Raw genomic sequence first — 14397 nt, forward strand, 5'->3', positions numbered from 1 at the left:
GTCACCCCACTGTCCAGTGACGCCAGCTTGGCAGGCGACCTCGTCACCGGTCAATATGGTGACGTGTTCTCCTTCCTCGGCGGCCGTCCCTGCCTGGACCTCACGACCACGCTGCAGGTCCGGCACCGCGAGCACCCCCGTGAACTGCTGAAAGCCCCCGCCGACGTCACGCGCTGGCTGGCGGAGGCCGGCTACGGCCCGGACATCGCCGTCGACGAGGACGGGCTGCGCCGGACCGTCGTCCTTCGCGAAACCATCGACCGGCTGTGCCGGCGGACCGGCCGTGACACCGACCGCGCCGAGCTGAACGCGTTCGCCGCGCGGCCGCCGCTGGTGCCGCACTGGACGGGGACGGCGGTCGAGTACCGCGGCGACCTCCGGCAGGCGCTCGCCACCGTCGCCCGCGACGCCATCGACCTGCTCGCCGGCCCGCACGCCGACCGGATCCGCGAGTGCGCCCACCCGGACTGCAGCCGGCTGTTCCTCGACGCCTCCCACGCCGGCCGCCGCCGGTGGTGCGACATGACTGCCTGCGGGACGAAGGCCAAGTCCGCGGATTACCGGCGGCGCCGGGGCAGCGGTTCGTGACGCCGATGGGTGGCCGAGGTTCCGGACGGCCCTTCACTGGGTAGCCCAGAGGTGTGAGCTGAGCAGGCCATGCCTGCTGCGACGAGTGAGAGGTGATCACATGAGCCAGGGCGACGCCCCGGTCGGGCGATCGGTGAAGACGGCGGCGGCCGGCGTACGGGATCTCGCCGCGGAGGCCGCGCGGGTGGGGGCGGCCGCGGCCGCGCGGGCGGTCGAAATCACCGACCGGAAGCTGGCCGAGGGCAAGGACGAACTCGCGAAGGTCGGCCGCGCGGCGACCAAGGACCTCGACAAGAGCACCCGGTCGTCCCGCCGGGACGTGCTGGCCCACTCCGGCGCCGCGCGCGACGAGGTGCTGGCCCGGGCGGCCAAGATGCGTGATCCGGGCCGCAAGGCGGCGCAGGCGGTCGCGACCGTGGTGGGCTCGGCGGGTGAGTCCGGCCGGCGCCGCCGCAAGACGGTGGCGGCGGCGAAGCGCGACTTGGCGGTGGCGCTGCAGGAAGCCAAGAGCGTGGCCCGCGGCGAGCGCACCAAGCGCACGCGCTGGCCATGGCTGCTGGCGCTGGGCGCGCTGGCGGCGGCGGTCGTGGCGGTGGCCAAGGTCCGCCGGCCGAACCCGCTGGCGGAGCACGACACCACGCCGAAGCCGGCCACCCAGCCGACGGAGAACGCGGCGCCCTCGCCGGCCGAGAAGCCGGCTGCCTCGTCGGCCGAGAAGCCGGCGGTCTCGCCGGTCGAGAAGCCGGCGGCCAAGCCGGAAACGGCCGAGGCGCTCGCGCCGAAGCCGGGGGAGAAGCCGGTGACCCCGAAGCCGCCGGCCTCCGGCGAAAAGGCGACGCAGGCGGCCAAGGCCGACGCCACGAACGGCCGCGCCCCGGCCGGCCGCGGCCAGAACAAGGCCCACTAGAACAAGGTCCACTAGGCCGGAGCCCGGTGCCCGCACCCGAGTGATCACGGGTGCGGGCACCGCCCTGCCCGCGGCGCCGGCGAATCAGCTCCGCTCGAGGGGATTGGCCGCCATGCGCGTCGCAAGATCGTTGCGCATCGCCGCCGCGGCCGCGCTCTCCGGCTTGCGGGCCGCCTGGTCGCCGAAGCAGCGGAGGAACTCCTCCACCAGGTCCAGCCGCGGGTAGCGCTCGAGCACCTCCGCGCGGAAGCTCTCGGGCAGGGCCGCCACGTCGCGCCCGGCGATGTCGGCCGCCGCCGCTCTCGACAGCAGGAATCCCTCCGGGTCCGCCGCCGGGTCGACCTCCGCCCACATGTGCCGGACGATCACCTCCGCCAGGCGCGCCCGCCGCTCGGGCGGCCAGCCCGCGCCGGCGGCGAACACCCACGCCACGTGGCCGCCGGCCACCTCGAACGGCTTCGTGTGGCTGTCGAACTCCGCCGCCAGCCCGACGTCGTGGAGCATGGCCGCGACGTACAGCAGTTCGGCGTCGAAGCCGACCTCGTGCACCTCGCCGAGCGCGGCCGCCCAGGCGTACACCCGCAGCGAATGGTTGAACAGCGACGGTGCCGAGTAGGCCGCCGCGACCTCGGTGGCGTGCCCGCACGCCGGGCCGCCGGGCAGGGTGAGCTTCATCCCCGCAGCGTACGACCGGTCAGTGGCCGGAGAAGTTCACGTCGCTGCAGAAGTAGTACGACTGGTCGAGGTGACTCGCCTGCCAGATGGTGTAGACGACGTGCCGCCCGGTCCGGGTGCCCGCGTTCACCGCGACCTGGTACTGCCCCGCCGGCGCGTAGCGGCCCGTCTGGGCGACCAGTTCGAGGTTGCCCCAGCCCATCGGCTGCGTCGCCGGGTCGAAGCCCTGTTTGGTGATGTACACCAGCAGGTAGTCCGCGCCGTGGTGGGCCTGGTCGGTGACGGTGAGGGTGAACCGGTTGTCCTTGTTCGCCATCTGCCACGCGCCGACCGTGTCGAGGGCGTTGTACCGGGGCGCCTGCGTGCGGCCGCCGCTGCACAGCGTTCCGTCGGGGATCGCGCCCTGGTGGTTGCCCTTGACGCCTTCGCGGTAGAGCCCGTTCCAGTTCCACATCGCGTTCGGGTCGGCCTGCCAGGCCTGCCAGCACATCGGGTCCTTCGTCGCCATCGTGGGGTTCTGGAAGTCGCTGCCCCAGCGGTTCCAGCAGCCGTAGTTGCGCGAGGGCGGGTCGGTGGCCGAACCGTGCGCGTCGGCGACGCCGGTGAGCACGCCGCCCAGCAGCACGGCGGTCACCGCCGTCACCACCAGGGAGAGCAAAGTCTTGCGGGGGCGGGGAACCACGCTGTCCTCCTTCGTCGAGGCCGGATACGGGAGCGCTCCCAAGGTCGTGCCGGACGACCATACGCGGCGGTGCGCGCCCACGGCCACCGAGCGATCTCCGGAAACCCTTGCGACGCAGCGGTTTCCGGCACGGAGGTGGACTGAACGGTCACTGAACGGCGGACGGCCGCGGGTGCCGGGCCGCCCGATCGGTCCCGGGCTGCGGGACGCCCGGTGAACACGGACCCGGCCGGCTGCTCCGCCCGGGTGTATCCGGAAAAATCCTCACCGGAGGATGCGTGGCCCCGACGCCGGCGAGACGGGTCGGGGCGCGGCCGGACCGGCCGCGCCCCGGAAGTACGTCCTCAGCTCTGGGACCGCACGTTTTCCCGTGCCTCCTGGGCGCGGTCGGTGACGTCGCCGGTCGCCGACCGGGCTTCGTCCTTGACCGTCGACGCCGCGTCGGCCGCTTCGGCCTTCACCGACTCCGCCGCCTGCTGGACCGGCTCGCTCAGGTTCTCCTTGAGTTCCGCGGCCGCGTGCTGGGCGACCGGGGCCACGTGCTCGCGGGCCAGGTCGGTGGCCTGGCTCGCCAGCCGGCGCTCCGGCTCGCTCGCGGGCAGCAGGGACGACACCAGCCAGCCGGCGCCGAAGGCGATCAGGCCGGCGGCGAGCGGGTTGCCCTGCGTGCCGCGGCGGATCGACGCCGGGGCGTCGCCGACGGCGTCCGCCGCGGCACTCACCTTGTCCCCGGCGGCCGAGGCGACCGAACCCACCTTGTCGCCCGCCGTCGACGCCTGGTCGGCCGCCGTGCCCATCACGCGGTCGCGGGCGTTGCCGACCGCCGCGCGCATCCGGCCGACGCGGCGTTCCACGATGCGGCCCGGGGTCACCTTTTCGGTGAGGGCGTTGACGTCCGTGCTCAGACTGCGTTGCGTGCCTTCGATTTCGCGGCGGATCCGCTCCGGTTCCGTCATGGTCGTTCGCCTTTCAGTGCGTCCGGGACCTGCTGGAGGGTCTCGACGGTGCGTTCGGGTTTCGGGTTGATCCGGCGGACCTCGCGCCGCCCGGTCGCGTAGAGGACGCCGCCGGCGATCGCCCACACCACCGCGACGATCAGCGCCGCCCAGCCCGCGTCCATCACGTTCGCCAGGCCCTGCCACAGGGCGATGGAGAGGAACAGCAGGACCATGTAGCCGGCGAAGCCCGCGCCGCCGAGCATGCCCGCGCCCCTGGCGGCCTTGCCCGCCTCGGCCTTCACTTCGGCCTTCGCCAGCTCCACCTCCTGCCGCACCAGGGTGGAGAGGTCCTTCATGACGTTGGACATCAGCTCGCCGACCGAGGTGCCGGCGACGTCGACGGGTTCGGCGGGGCCCTGGGTCATCACGGCACCTGGCCCGGCGCGGAGAAGCGGGGGTCCGGCTGCGGCAGGCCCGGCTGCGGGCCGTCCGGGGGCTGCGGCGCGTTGTACCCGGCGGGCGCCGCGCCCGGACGGCTCGGCTGCGGAAGCCCGCCCCCCGGCTGGGGTGCGTTGTACCCGCCCGGGGCGGCGTACCCGGTCCCGGCGTGGTAGCCGGCGGGCTGCGGGAGACCCGCGTCGCCCGGCTGGGGGTAGCCCGGTTCAGCCGGTTGCGGGATCGGCGGCGTCGCGGCCGGGCCCGCGTGCGGCTGCGGTGCGCCCGCCCGGTCGTCCGGGGAGTTTTCCTCCTTCTGCTGCGCGACGACGCCGCGGGTGAGCCGCCCGACGAGGGCGCCGGCCACGGCCGCGCCGAGCAGGAACGTGCCGGGACGACGGCGGGCGAAGCGCCGCACCTCGTCCAGGAGGTCACCGGGTTCGCGGTGCTCGAGCCAGTCGGCGACCGAGCGCGTCCGGTCCGACGCCTGGCGCGCGAGGTCCGCGGCGACGCCGGGGGAGTCGGTCTGCTCCGCCATCCGCTCCAGCTGACCGGCCAGCTGGTGGAGGCTGTCGGCGGCCTTCCGCTGGCCGTCCCTGGCCTGCGCCTGCAGCTGTTCCCGGCCTTCGCGGAGCAGATCGCGCGCTTCCTGCTGGGCGTGCTCGGCGACGTGCTTCGCCTGGCCCGCGGCCGTTTGCGCGACCTGCCCGCCCCGGTCGGCGGCCGTGGCGGCCACTTCGCGGGCTTCTTCCTTGGCGGTGTCCGGCATCGACGGCGATCCGCCGGCCTGCTGCGGCGGTGACTGACCGCCGGGTCCCTGCGTCATCTCGACCTCCTGCGGGAGTAGCACTTCCGCGCCTTCGTGGGTGCCGGTGGCTACCACCGGCCTGCTAAGGCGGCTGGCTACCCGGGCGCTCCGGGGATAAACCGGGCGGCCGGTGCGGGGTCGGGCAGTCATGGTCGACAGGGACACGGCGTCGCCAGTGCCATGCGCAGGGCTTCGAGGGGGAGCGTGTGCCGCTCACTGTCCACACAGGCCGGCGGCGTGACCCCGGCCGGGGCGGGGATGCGTTGCAGGGAAACGAAAATAGCTCACGGCAGGCAGGCGCCGGAGAAGGCGGAGCAACGGCACCGCCCCCGCCGTTCAGGTGACGGCGGGGGCGGTCGCGGTTCGCCGGGTCAGTTCCCGGGCCGCTGGACGTCGCCGCGCCAGGCGCCGGTCTCGGCGCCGCCGCGGTCCTCGATGAACGTCTTGAACCGGCCGAGGTCACCCTTGACGCGGCGATCGAGGATGCCCAGCTTGTCGGCGACGTTCTCGACGAAGCCCTCCGGGTCGATGTCGAGCTGCGCGGTGACCCGGGTGTGCCGGTCGTCCAGGCGGTGGAAGGTGACGACACCCGCGTGCGTCGGGCCGGAGTCCGACTTCCAGGCGACGCGCTCGTCGGGGTGCTGCTCGGTGATCGTGGCGTCGAACTCCCGGGTCTGCCCGCCGACGCTGATCTTCCAGTGGGTGTGGGTGTCGTCGAGCTGCCGGATCTCGTCGACACCCTCCATGAACCGGGGGAACGACTCGAACTGCGTCCACTGGTTGTAGGCGGTGGTGACGTCGGTCTCGACGTCGACGGATTCGGTGACGGTGCTCATCGCGGCCTGTCCTTTCCTCGGGGGCGGGATCGTCCTTTCCCGGTTACCCGGCAAATCGATGACAAAACGATGCAGTCGTTCTAGGGTGCGGGCATCGACGGAAGGAGGGCACCATGCCCGACGAGCCGGCGCCCTTGCTGACGGTGCGCATCCGCACGGTGCCCGAAGCCGCCGTCGTCTCGGCCGACGGCAACCTGGACCTCGGCACCGCGGCGGTGCTGCGCGCGGGAGCACGGGCGGCGCTGGCCGGCGAACCCGGGGCGCTCATCGTCGACCTGGGCGGGATCACCTTCTGCGGCTCGGCCGGCCTGCAGGTCATCGCCGAGCTCGTCACGGCGGCCGAGGCCGCGCGGCTGCCGTTCGCGGTGGTCGCCGACGGGCGCCCGGTGCTGCGGTCCCTGCAGATCATCCGGCTGGACCGGGCCCTGGCGCTGCACCCCACGGTCGACGGCGCCCGCGCGTGGATCCGGGAGCGCGCCGCGTGAACGGCGGTTAGGTCCGGTGCGCCCGCGGGTAGTCCCCGGGCATGGAAGCGGAGGCGCTGCTGCAGAGCCTGACCCGCGTCGTGACCGCGCTCGACGGCACGGGCATCCGGTTCGCCGTCGCCGGCGGCCTGGCCGTGTACGCCCGGGGCGGCCCGCCGTCGGACCACGACGTCGACTTGTTCCTCAAGCCCGGTGACGCGGACCGGGCGGCGGAGGTGCTCACCGCCGCCGGGCTGCGCCGCGTGCACCCGCCGGAGGACTGGCTGACGAAGGTCTACGACGGCGAAATCCTGATCGACCTCATCCACGGCCCCAACCACCGGCAGGTGACCGACGAGCTGCTCGACCGCGCCGCACTGATGCGGATCGGGTCCACCGCGGCGCCGGTCGTCTCCGGCACCGACCTGCTGGTGGACAAGCTGCTCGTGCTGAGCGCGCACCGGTGCGACTTCGCGCCGTTGCTGCAGATCGCCCGTGACCTGCGCGAACAGGTCGACTGGACCGACGTCGCCGTGCAAGTGTCGGCGTCCCCCTACGCCCGGGCGTTCCTGGCGCTGCTCGGCGACCTGGCCGTGATCGACCCGAAGGAGGCCCTCGTGCCCGAACCACCGCAGTACCTCGTCGCCCGGCTCAGCCGGGCCCTCGCCGAAGACCCCCGCACCGCCGAGCTCGGCGTGCACGTGACCGTGCGGGGCGAGCACGTCCACCTGACCGGCGAGGTCACCTGCCCGGCCCGCAGGACGGAGGTGGACGCCGTCGTCGCCGAGTACCTGACCGGGGAACTGGTGCACAACGACATCCGGGTGGCGGACGTCCGCGAGCCGGCGAGCGCGGAGGAGATCGGCCGATGAGGATCGCCGCGGTCGGGGACATCCACCTGGGCGAGGACTCCCGCGGCCTGCTCCGGCCGGCTCTGGAACACCTCGCGGGCACGGCCGACGTCCTGCTGCTGGCCGGGGACCTCACCCGGCACGGCACGCTCGAAGAAGCCCGCGTGGTGGCCGAGGAGATCGCCGGGCTCGGCGTACCGGTCGCCGCGGTGCTCGGCAACCACGACCACCACAGCGACGCCGCCGAGCCGATCTCGAACCTCCTGCGCGAGACGGGGGTCGCGGTCCTCGAGGGCGAGGCGGTCCGGTTCGACCTGCCGGACGGCTCCCTGGGCGTCGCGGGCGTCAAGGGCTTCGGCGGCGGGTTCGCCGGCAAGTGCGCCAGCCGGTTCGGCGAGCGCGAGATGAAGGACTTCGTCGAGCACACGATGGCGTCGGCGGATTCGTTGCGCAAAGCGCTGCAGAGCCTGGACACGGACGTCGTCGTGGCGTTGACGCACTACGCGCCGATCCCCGGCACCCTGCACGGCGAGCCGCCGGAGATCCACCCCTTCCTCGGGTCGTACCTGCTCTGCGAGCCGATCGACGAGGTGGGCGCGGACCTGGCGTTGCACGGCCACGCGCACTTCGGGTGCGAGCAGGGCGTCACCCCGGGCGGGGTGCGGGTGCGGAACGTGGCGCAGCCGGTGATCCGGAAAGCGTACGCGCTGTACGAACTGCACCCGGCGGAGCTGTCCGCCCGCCGCTGAGCCTCAGGCGGCCAGCTGCGCGGCCGCCGCCAGTACGTGCGGCGCCAGGCCTTCGGCGATCACGGCGTACCCGGCGGACGACGGGTGGAAGCGGTCGGCGGAGAACAGGGCGGGTTCGGCCGCGAAGCGGGCGGCCAGTTCGGGGCCCGCGGTGGCCACGGCGCCACCGGCTCGGATGGCCGCTTCGGCCTGGGCCTGCGCGTAGTGGCCGCTGGCCGCGGAGACCAGCCGGCGGTACGGTCCGGGCACCCGGTCCACGATCCCGAGGTCGGGCGCCGGCACCACGATCACGCGGGCGCCGGCGCGGACCAGGCGGGCCACGGCGTCGTGCAGCTGGCCGGCGCCGACCGCGGGGGCCACGAAGCCGGCGAGGTCGTTCGCGCCGATCACGATCAGCGCCAGGTCCACGCCCTCGGCGAGGGCGACGCCGACCTGGCGCTCCAGGTCCGCCGAGCGGGCTCCGGGCACGCCGAGGTTCCGCAGGTGGACGGCGTGGCCCGCGTCGCGCAGCCGCCGGGTGAGCCGGCGGCCGAGGGTGTCGTCCTCGCGGGTGCTGCCGACGCCCGCCGCCAGGGAGTCGCCGAGGACGCAGAATCTGAGGGGTGCAGTCATCACCGGGTACAACGCGGCCGCGGCGCGGTTGTTTCCCGCGGGCGGGAGGTGTGGTGCTCAGGGTCGTGCTGGTGGCCGTCGTGGTGGTGCTGCTGGGGCTCGTCGCACTGTGGGCCTTCCAGCGGCGGCTGATCTACGTCCCGGACGCCGCGCCGGTGCCCGCCGCCGCGAGTGTGCTGCCCGGTGCCGAGGACGTCCGCCTGCGCACCGCCGACGGGCTGGAGCTGGGTGCCTGGTACCTCCGCCCGCCGGGCCGGGAGCCGGCGGCGACGGTGCTCGTCGCCGGCGGCAACGGCGGCAACCGCGCCGGGCGTGCTCCGCTGGCCGCGAAGCTCGCCGAGGCCGGGCTGGCCGTGCTGCTCCTGGACTACCGCGGTTACGGCGGAAATCCGGGTGACCCGAGCGAAGCCGGCCTCGCCCTGGACGTCCGCGCGGCCCACCGCTTCCTGACCGAAGACCGGCGTGTCCCGCCCGGGCGTCTCCTCTACTTCGGCGAGAGCCTCGGCTGCGCCGTCGTGACGGAGCTGGCCCTCGAACACCCGCCGGCCGGGCTCCTCCTGCGGTCCCCGTTCGCCGACCTCGCTTCGGTGGCCGCGGAAATCTACCCGTACCTGCCGGTGCGCCTGCTGCTGCGCGACCGGTTCCCCGTCCGGGAAGAGGCCGCGCGCCTGCACGTCCCGGCGGTCGTGGTCCTCGGCGGCCGGGACTCGATCGTCCCGCCGGCCCAGAGCCGCGAGGTGGCGGCCGCGGCCTCGGCGCGGCTGGTGGAGGTCCCCGGCGCCGGCCACAACGACCCCGTGCTCCTCGACGGCCCCGCGGTCGTCGACGCTGTGACGTCGCTGGTGCCGCGCTGAACCTGGTCCTGGCAGACCCAGGTTCGGCCGGGCCTGCCCCGGCTCCCGCGGCCGCCGCAGGATCGAGGCATGACGAACAGCATGAAGGCGGTCACCATCCCCGGCTTCGGCCCGGCCGAGGTCCTGCGGCTCGCGTCCGTGGCGGTCCCGGAGCCCGGGCCGGGCGAGGTCTCGATCGACGTCGCCTACGCCGGGGCCAACTTCGCCGAGATCCTCTACCGGCAGGGCGTCGTGGACGTCCCGCTCCCGTTCGTGCCGGGCATCGAGGTCTCCGGGCGGATCCGCGCGCTCGGCGAAGGCGTCACGGGCCTGGCGGTGGGGGAGCCGGTCGCCGCGCTGACGATCGTGGCGAGCGGCGGCTACGCCGAAGTCGTCACCACCGCCGCCGAGCTCGTCGCCCCGCTGGGCGGGACCGATCCGGCGGTGGCGGCCGCGGTGCCGTCCAACAGCACCACCGCCTTCCTCGTGCTGGAGCTCGTGGCCGGGCTGAAGCGCGGCGAGCGCGTGCTGGTGCACGCCGCCGCGGGCGGGGTCGGCAGCCAGCTCGGGCAGGTCGCCCGCCTGCTCGGGGCCGGCCGGGTGGTCGGCACCGTCGGCAGCGAAGCGAAGATCGCCGCGGCGCGGGCGTATGGCTACGACGAGGTCGTCCTGCGCGACGACGTCGGCGGCACCGGCGAGTTCGACGTCGTGGTGGACATGGTCGGCGGCCCGGCGCGCCGCGCGAGCCTGGACCGGCTGGCCCCGATGGGCCGCCTGGTGGTGATGGGGAACGCCTCGGGTGCCGAAGACGCCGGCATCTCCGCCAACGAACTGTGGTTCACGAACAAGACCGTGGCCGGCTTCAACCTCGCCGCGTTGTCCGACGTCGCCCCGGAAACTGTGGGCCGGGCCCTGCGGCGTGCCGTCGCGGCCGTCGCGGACGGCACCCTGCGCGTCGACGTCGAACCGCTGCCGCTGGCGGAGGCGGTGACCGCGCACCGCCGGATCGAATCGGGGTCGACGACCGGGAAGCTCGTGCTCCGCGTGCGGTGAAGCCGGCTCAGGTGCCCAGTTTCTTCATCAGTTCGCCGAGGTCGACGACCTGGTCGGCGGCCGGCGGCCGGATGTCGACGGGCGTGCCCCAGTCGCGGTAGTCGGTCGTGCCCCGGGTGGGCACTGCCTGCGGCAACCCGGCGGACAGGTCGACGGCGAACCGCACGGGCCGCCGCGCCGCGTCGAGCCACAGCTCGGCGGGCAGCTTGGCGGTGACCGCCTTGGCGGGTTTGCCGTTCACGGGTGGCTCCGCGAACTCGGGGAACAGCTCCGGCGCCTTCGCGGCGTCGAGCTCCAAGACGTAGTGGTTGACCGGCAGATCGCCGAGCCGGACCTGCTCCGCCGCGGTGATCCGGCCGGTTCGCTCGATCTCGATCAGGGCCCGGCCGAGGTCGGGCAGCTTCACCAGCACCGGGACCGCCGCGCCGGCCGCCCGGGCGATCGGGTCGCCGCTGTCGGGATCGGTGCCGACCCACTCCTTCCCGGGTATCCCGGCCGGCGCGTGGGTGAAGGTCTTCTTGCCGATCACGCGGACCTCGCTGCCGTCGACCACCATCGTGAGGCTGCTCGTGCTGCCGTCGAAGCTCAGCGAGCCGGGAGCGGTCTTCGTGTCCGGCCCGAGTGTGGCGGTCGTGGTGAAGGCGGCGGACGGCGCCTCGGCGATGCCGGCGCGCGCGGCCGCGACGAGCTGCCCGACGTCGGTGACCGGAGCGGTGAGCGTGGCGGGGGCCGCCGGCGGCGTGCCGCCGGGGCCGGGGTCGCAGGCGGCCAGCAGCAGCGCGGCCGTGGCGATCGACAAGCCGGTCCTGCGCACGGGGCCCCCTCGGTGTCGTGGTCCGGGGAAGGTATCGGGAAAAGGTCACGTTCCGGACCGCATCGCGGCGGCGGGTGTGACGTGTGTCCGCCTTGAGACCCTCGGCGTATCGCGCATAATGGCCCCTGACCGACTGCTTGGTATGTGCCGGGCACCACAGCCGAAGGAGACCCGTGAACTCGTTCAAGGATCGCGTCGCGATCGTCACCGGGGCCAGCCGGGGCATCGGCCTCGGGATCGCGAAGACGCTCGTCGAGCGGGGGGCCAAGGTGTGCCTCACCGCGCGCAAGCCGGAGGCCCTGGAGGAGGCCGTCGGCTCGCTCGGCGGCCCGGACGTCGCCATGTTCGTGGCCGGCAAGGCCGACGACACCGACCACCAGGACGAGACGGTCGCCAAGACGATCGAGACCTTCGGACGGCTGGACTACCTGGTCAACAACACCGGCATCAACCCGGTCTACGGCCCGACGCTGGACATCGACCCCGCCGCCGCGGCGAAGATCCTCGGCGTCAACGTGCTCGCGCCGCTGGGCTGGACCAAGCGCGCCCGCGACGCGTGGATGGGCGAGCACGGCGGAGCCGTCGTCAACGTCGCGTCCGTCGCCGGCCTCGGCGCTTCGCCGGGCATCGGCATGTACGGCGTCAGCAAGGCCGCGCTGATCCGGCTGACCGTGGAGCTCGGCGCCGAACTGGGGCCGAAGATCCGCGTCAACGCCGTCGCCCCGGCTGTGGTCAAGACGAAGTTCGCGACGGCGCTGTACGAGGGCCGCGAGGAGGAGGTCGCCGCGGCGTACCCGATGAAGCGGCTCGGCGTGCCCGCCGACATCGCCGGCGCGGTCGCCTTCCTGCTGTCCGACGACGCGGGCTGGATCACCGGGCAGACCGTGGTCCTCGACGGCGGCGTGACCCTCGGCGGTGGCCTGTGAGCGGCGTCGTCGTCACCGGCGGCGGAGGCGGCATCGGCGCCGCGCTGGCCCGCCGGTTCGCCGCCGGCGGTGCCCGGGTCGTGGTGGCCGACCTCGACGGCGACAAGGCCGCCGAAGTGGCCGCCGAAGTCGGCGGGACGGCGTTCGCGGGCGACGTCGCGAGCCCGGAAGGCGTCGCGAAGCTGATCGACAGCGCCCGCGCGACGCTGGGGGAGATCGACGTCTTCTGCGCCAACGCGGGCATCGCGCCCTTCGGCGGTGCGGAAAGCCCCGAAGAGGTGTGGGCGCGCACCTGGGACGTCAACGTCATGGCGCACGTCCGCGCGGCCAACCTGCTGCTGCCCGCGTGGCTCGAGCGGGGGCAGGGCCACTTCATCGCGACGGTTTCGGCCGCCGGCCTGCTGACCAGCCTGGGATCGGCGCCGTACTCGGTGACCAAGCACGGCGCGCTGGCGTTCGCCGAGTGGCTGTCGGCGACCTACCGCCACCGCGGGATCACCGTGCAGGCCATCTGCCCGCAGGGCGTGCGCACGGCGATGCTGGAGAGCACCGGCACCGCGGGCCAGCTGCTGATGGGCGCCTCGGCGATCGAGCCGGAGCAGGTGGCCGACGCGCTGTTCGCGGCGATCGACGAGAAGCGGTTCCTGGTGCTGCCGCACCCGGAGGTCGCGGGCTACTACGCCGCGCGCGCCACGGAGACCGACCGGTGGCTGGGCGGGATGAACAAGCTACAGCGCAAGGTCGAAGAGGCGCTCGGGCAGCAGTGACGTCCGCGCCGCACCCCGCCGCCCGCGACGGCGGCGGGGTGCGGCGGGCTCACCCGAGCACGCGGTACCAGTGCGGCGCGAGCGGTTCGAGCTTGACGGCCGGGCCCGGCCGGTCGAACATCCGGACCCCGGAGCCGAGCAGCACCGGCACCGGTAACGCCAGGATCTCGTCGAGGAAACCGGCTTCCAGGCACTGCCGGGCGACGTCGGCGCCGAGGACGTTGACGTACTTCTCACCCGCCGCCGCCTTCGCCGCGGCGACGGCTTCGGCCAGGTCGCCGACGAACGTCACGCCCGGCACCGGAGCCGGGGCGTGGTGGGTGAGCACGAACTGCGGTCCGTCCCAGCCGCCGCCGAACGCCTTGCCCTCGCCTTCGCCGCCCCGGTGGGGGTCGTCGCCGCCGAACGTCCGGCGGCCCACCAACAGCGCGCCGATCCGCGGGATCAGGTCGTCGACCAGCGGATCCGGGCCCAGGTACGGGGTCAGCCAGGACATGTCACCGCCCGGGCCGGCGATGAAGCCGTCGACCGAGCAGCTGAACGCGTAGAGCAGTTTCGCCATGGGACCTACCTCCGTGAGGATGCCGGACGCAGGTACTGACGGCGGACGCCGCCGGAACTCATCGGCCGGCCGGGAACCGCGGCGGGCGGCGTTCGTTCCAGCTCGCCAGGCCCTCGGCCAGCTCCGGGCGGCCGAAGGAGTCCAGCATCAACGCCGTCGCCTCGCGGGCCGCCTCCGGCAGCGGCAGCAGGGCCTCGCGCGCGAACTGCTCCTTCATCACCGCCATCGACCGCGGCGCGCTGTAGGTCGCCAGCTCCGTGGCGTAGGCGTGCGCGCGCAGCAGCAGCTCTTCGGCCGGGACGACCTCCTGGACCAGGCCGTAGTCCTGGGCCTGCTCCGCGGTGAACGTGCGGCCGGACAGCAGCAGGTCGCGCGCCCGGCCTTGGCCGACGAGCTCCGGCAGCAGCTTCGCGATGCCGTACTCGGCGATCAGCCCGCGGCGGGCGAACGCGGTGGTGAACTTGGCGCCCGCGGCGGCGAAGCGGACGTCGGCCGAGCAGGCGATGACGAACCCCAGCCCGGCGCAGCCGCCGTTGACCGCGGCGACCACCGGCACCCCCACCGAGGTCGCCACGAGCACGTCCCGGAAGTTCTCGGTTTCGTCGTCCCGGACCGGCTGCCCCCCGGCGAGGGTGTCGAGCAGGCCCAGGTCGGCGCCGGGACAGAAGGCCCGGCCCGCGCCCGTGACGACGACCGCGCGGATCTCCGGATCGGCGTCGGCCTGCCGCAGCACGGCGCCGTAGCGAGCCTGCATCGGCACGTCCATCGCGTTGCTGCGATCCGGTTTGTCGAACGTGCACGTCGCGACCGCACCGTCCGCCTCGTACCGCACACCATCCACAGTGGACATCGCCGCCTCCTCGCGTCAGTCGCCATACTAAGCGGTCGCTTCCCGGA

19 protein-coding genes are annotated in these 14397 nt (G+C 74.0%); 9 read left to right on the forward strand and 10 right to left on the reverse strand.

All coding sequences use genetic code 11. The features are described from left to right. Positions 1–63: 63 nt before the first annotated feature. Positions 64–588, forward strand: a complete 525-nt coding sequence (locus AB0M93_RS18910; RefSeq protein ID WP_364275077.1) for an ABATE domain-containing protein — start codon at positions 64–66, stop codon at positions 586–588. Between the two features lie 100 nt (positions 589–688). Then, a complete protein-coding gene (locus AB0M93_RS18915) occupies positions 689–1495 on the forward strand; it encodes a hypothetical protein (protein WP_364275079.1) in 807 nt (268 codons plus the stop codon). Between the two features lie 84 nt (positions 1496–1579). On the opposite strand, the gene AB0M93_RS18920 is transcribed toward AB0M93_RS18915, so the two are convergent. The 6 genes from AB0M93_RS18920 to AB0M93_RS18945 form a co-directional block, all read right to left on the reverse strand. After that, positions 1580–2170, reverse strand: a complete 591-nt coding sequence (locus AB0M93_RS18920) for an HD domain-containing protein (RefSeq protein ID WP_364275081.1) — start codon at positions 2168–2170, stop codon at positions 1580–1582. A gap of 19 nt (positions 2171–2189) precedes the next feature. Continuing rightward, positions 2190–2852, reverse strand: coding sequence for a lytic polysaccharide monooxygenase (locus AB0M93_RS18925; protein ID WP_364275083.1), 663 nt, complete (start codon positions 2850–2852; stop codon positions 2190–2192). Positions 2853–3196: 344 nt separating this feature from the next. After that, positions 3197–3808, reverse strand: a complete 612-nt coding sequence (locus tag AB0M93_RS18930; protein WP_364275085.1) for a DUF3618 domain-containing protein — start codon at positions 3806–3808, stop codon at positions 3197–3199. Further along, the gene (locus AB0M93_RS18935) at positions 3805–4215 is read right to left on the reverse strand and encodes a phage holin family protein (RefSeq protein ID WP_364275087.1); all 411 of its coding nucleotides are present in this window, start codon (positions 4213–4215) and stop codon (positions 3805–3807) included. The genes AB0M93_RS18930 and AB0M93_RS18935 overlap by 4 nt, the downstream gene beginning before the upstream one ends. Further along, positions 4215–5051, reverse strand: coding sequence for a hypothetical protein (locus AB0M93_RS18940; protein WP_364275089.1), 837 nt, complete (start codon positions 5049–5051; stop codon positions 4215–4217). Before AB0M93_RS18940 ends, AB0M93_RS18935 begins: the two co-directional genes overlap by 1 nt. 353 nt (positions 5052–5404) lie before the next feature. Further along, a complete protein-coding gene (locus tag AB0M93_RS18945) occupies positions 5405–5869 on the reverse strand; it encodes an SRPBCC family protein (RefSeq protein ID WP_364275091.1) in 465 nt (154 codons plus the stop codon). Between the two features lie 113 nt (positions 5870–5982). Here AB0M93_RS18945 and AB0M93_RS18950 point away from each other — a divergent pair, with 113 nt between their 5' ends. From AB0M93_RS18950 to AB0M93_RS18960, 3 genes are read left to right on the forward strand one after another with little or no spacing between them, the layout of a single operon-like run. Beyond that, a complete protein-coding gene (locus AB0M93_RS18950) occupies positions 5983–6354 on the forward strand; it encodes an STAS domain-containing protein (RefSeq protein WP_364275093.1) in 372 nt (123 codons plus the stop codon). A 41-nt stretch (positions 6355–6395) separates the two neighbouring features. Next, a complete protein-coding gene (locus AB0M93_RS18955) occupies positions 6396–7205 on the forward strand; it encodes a nucleotidyltransferase (RefSeq protein WP_364275095.1) in 810 nt (269 codons plus the stop codon). Then, a complete protein-coding gene (locus AB0M93_RS18960; RefSeq protein WP_364275097.1) occupies positions 7202–7933 on the forward strand; it encodes a metallophosphoesterase in 732 nt (243 codons plus the stop codon). The genes AB0M93_RS18955 and AB0M93_RS18960 overlap by 4 nt, the downstream gene beginning before the upstream one ends. Before the next feature lie 3 nt (positions 7934–7936). On the opposite strand, the gene AB0M93_RS18965 is transcribed toward AB0M93_RS18960, so the two are convergent. After that, the gene (locus AB0M93_RS18965) at positions 7937–8545 is read right to left on the reverse strand and encodes an SGNH/GDSL hydrolase family protein (RefSeq protein ID WP_364275099.1); all 609 of its coding nucleotides are present in this window, start codon (positions 8543–8545) and stop codon (positions 7937–7939) included. Between the two features lie 53 nt (positions 8546–8598). Here AB0M93_RS18965 and AB0M93_RS18970 point away from each other — a divergent pair, with 53 nt between their 5' ends. After that, the gene (locus AB0M93_RS18970; protein ID WP_364275101.1) at positions 8599–9399 is read left to right on the forward strand and encodes an alpha/beta fold hydrolase; all 801 of its coding nucleotides are present in this window, start codon (positions 8599–8601) and stop codon (positions 9397–9399) included. Between the two features lie 69 nt (positions 9400–9468). After that, positions 9469–10431: a zinc-binding dehydrogenase gene (locus AB0M93_RS18975; RefSeq protein ID WP_364275103.1), complete on the forward strand. Its 963-nt coding sequence runs from the start codon at positions 9469–9471 to the stop codon at positions 10429–10431. A 7-nt stretch (positions 10432–10438) separates the two neighbouring features. Here the strand turns inward: AB0M93_RS18975 and AB0M93_RS18980 are convergent, their stop codons facing one another. Further along, on the reverse strand, positions 10439–11245 hold the full coding sequence (locus tag AB0M93_RS18980; protein WP_364275105.1) for a hypothetical protein: 807 nt from the start codon (positions 11243–11245) through the stop codon (positions 10439–10441). Positions 11246–11418: 173 nt separating this feature from the next. Here AB0M93_RS18980 and AB0M93_RS18985 point away from each other — a divergent pair, with 173 nt between their 5' ends. Then, positions 11419–12171, forward strand: coding sequence for an SDR family oxidoreductase (locus AB0M93_RS18985; protein WP_364275107.1), 753 nt, complete (start codon positions 11419–11421; stop codon positions 12169–12171). Then, on the forward strand, positions 12168–12938 hold the full coding sequence (locus AB0M93_RS18990; protein ID WP_364275109.1) for an SDR family oxidoreductase: 771 nt from the start codon (positions 12168–12170) through the stop codon (positions 12936–12938). Before AB0M93_RS18985 ends, AB0M93_RS18990 begins: the two co-directional genes overlap by 4 nt. 49 nt (positions 12939–12987) lie before the next feature. Here the strand turns inward: AB0M93_RS18990 and AB0M93_RS18995 are convergent, their stop codons facing one another. Together AB0M93_RS18995 and AB0M93_RS19000 are read right to left on the reverse strand one after the other, a co-directional pair. Continuing rightward, positions 12988–13500 carry a dihydrofolate reductase family protein gene (locus AB0M93_RS18995; RefSeq protein WP_364275111.1) on the reverse strand — a complete coding sequence of 171 codons (513 nt, stop codon included), beginning with the start codon at positions 13498–13500 and terminating at the stop codon, positions 12988–12990. A 58-nt stretch (positions 13501–13558) separates the two neighbouring features. Next, on the reverse strand, positions 13559–14350 hold the full coding sequence (locus tag AB0M93_RS19000) for an enoyl-CoA hydratase-related protein (RefSeq protein WP_364275113.1): 792 nt from the start codon (positions 14348–14350) through the stop codon (positions 13559–13561). Positions 14351–14397 lie beyond the last annotated feature (47 nt).

The sequence above is a fragment of the Amycolatopsis sp. NPDC051102 genome (assembly GCF_040682815.1).
In the GTDB taxonomy this organism is placed as follows: Bacteria; Actinomycetota; Actinomycetes; order Mycobacteriales; family Pseudonocardiaceae; genus Amycolatopsis.

Bases quoted from the DNA above. Each gene is read 5' to 3' on its own strand.
- AB0M93_RS18915 (WP_364275079.1), top strand. From the start codon at position 689: ATGAGCCAGGGCGACGCCCCGGTCGGGCGATCGGTGAAGACGGCGGCG.
- AB0M93_RS18920 (WP_364275081.1), bottom strand. From the start codon at position 2,170: ATGAAGCTCACCCTGCCCGGCGGCCCGGCGTGCGGGCACGCCACCGAG.
- AB0M93_RS18930 (WP_364275085.1), bottom strand. From the start codon at position 3,808: ATGACGGAACCGGAGCGGATCCGCCGCGAAATCGAAGGCACGCAACGC.
- AB0M93_RS18935 (WP_364275087.1), bottom strand. From the start codon at position 4,215: ATGACCCAGGGCCCCGCCGAACCCGTCGACGTCGCCGGCACCTCGGTC.
- AB0M93_RS18940 (WP_364275089.1), bottom strand. From the start codon at position 5,051: ATGACGCAGGGACCCGGCGGTCAGTCACCGCCGCAGCAGGCCGGCGGA.
- AB0M93_RS18945 (WP_364275091.1), bottom strand. From the start codon at position 5,869: ATGAGCACCGTCACCGAATCCGTCGACGTCGAGACCGACGTCACCACC.
- AB0M93_RS18950 (WP_364275093.1), top strand. From the start codon at position 5,983: ATGCCCGACGAGCCGGCGCCCTTGCTGACGGTGCGCATCCGCACGGTG.
- AB0M93_RS18955 (WP_364275095.1), top strand. From the start codon at position 6,396: ATGGAAGCGGAGGCGCTGCTGCAGAGCCTGACCCGCGTCGTGACCGCG.
- AB0M93_RS18960 (WP_364275097.1), top strand. From the start codon at position 7,202: ATGAGGATCGCCGCGGTCGGGGACATCCACCTGGGCGAGGACTCCCGC.
- AB0M93_RS18965 (WP_364275099.1), bottom strand. From the start codon at position 8,545: ATGACTGCACCCCTCAGATTCTGCGTCCTCGGCGACTCCCTGGCGGCG.
- AB0M93_RS18975 (WP_364275103.1), top strand. From the start codon at position 9,469: ATGACGAACAGCATGAAGGCGGTCACCATCCCCGGCTTCGGCCCGGCC.
- AB0M93_RS18995 (WP_364275111.1), bottom strand. From the start codon at position 13,500: ATGGCGAAACTGCTCTACGCGTTCAGCTGCTCGGTCGACGGCTTCATC.
- AB0M93_RS19000 (WP_364275113.1), bottom strand. From the start codon at position 14,350: ATGTCCACTGTGGATGGTGTGCGGTACGAGGCGGACGGTGCGGTCGCG.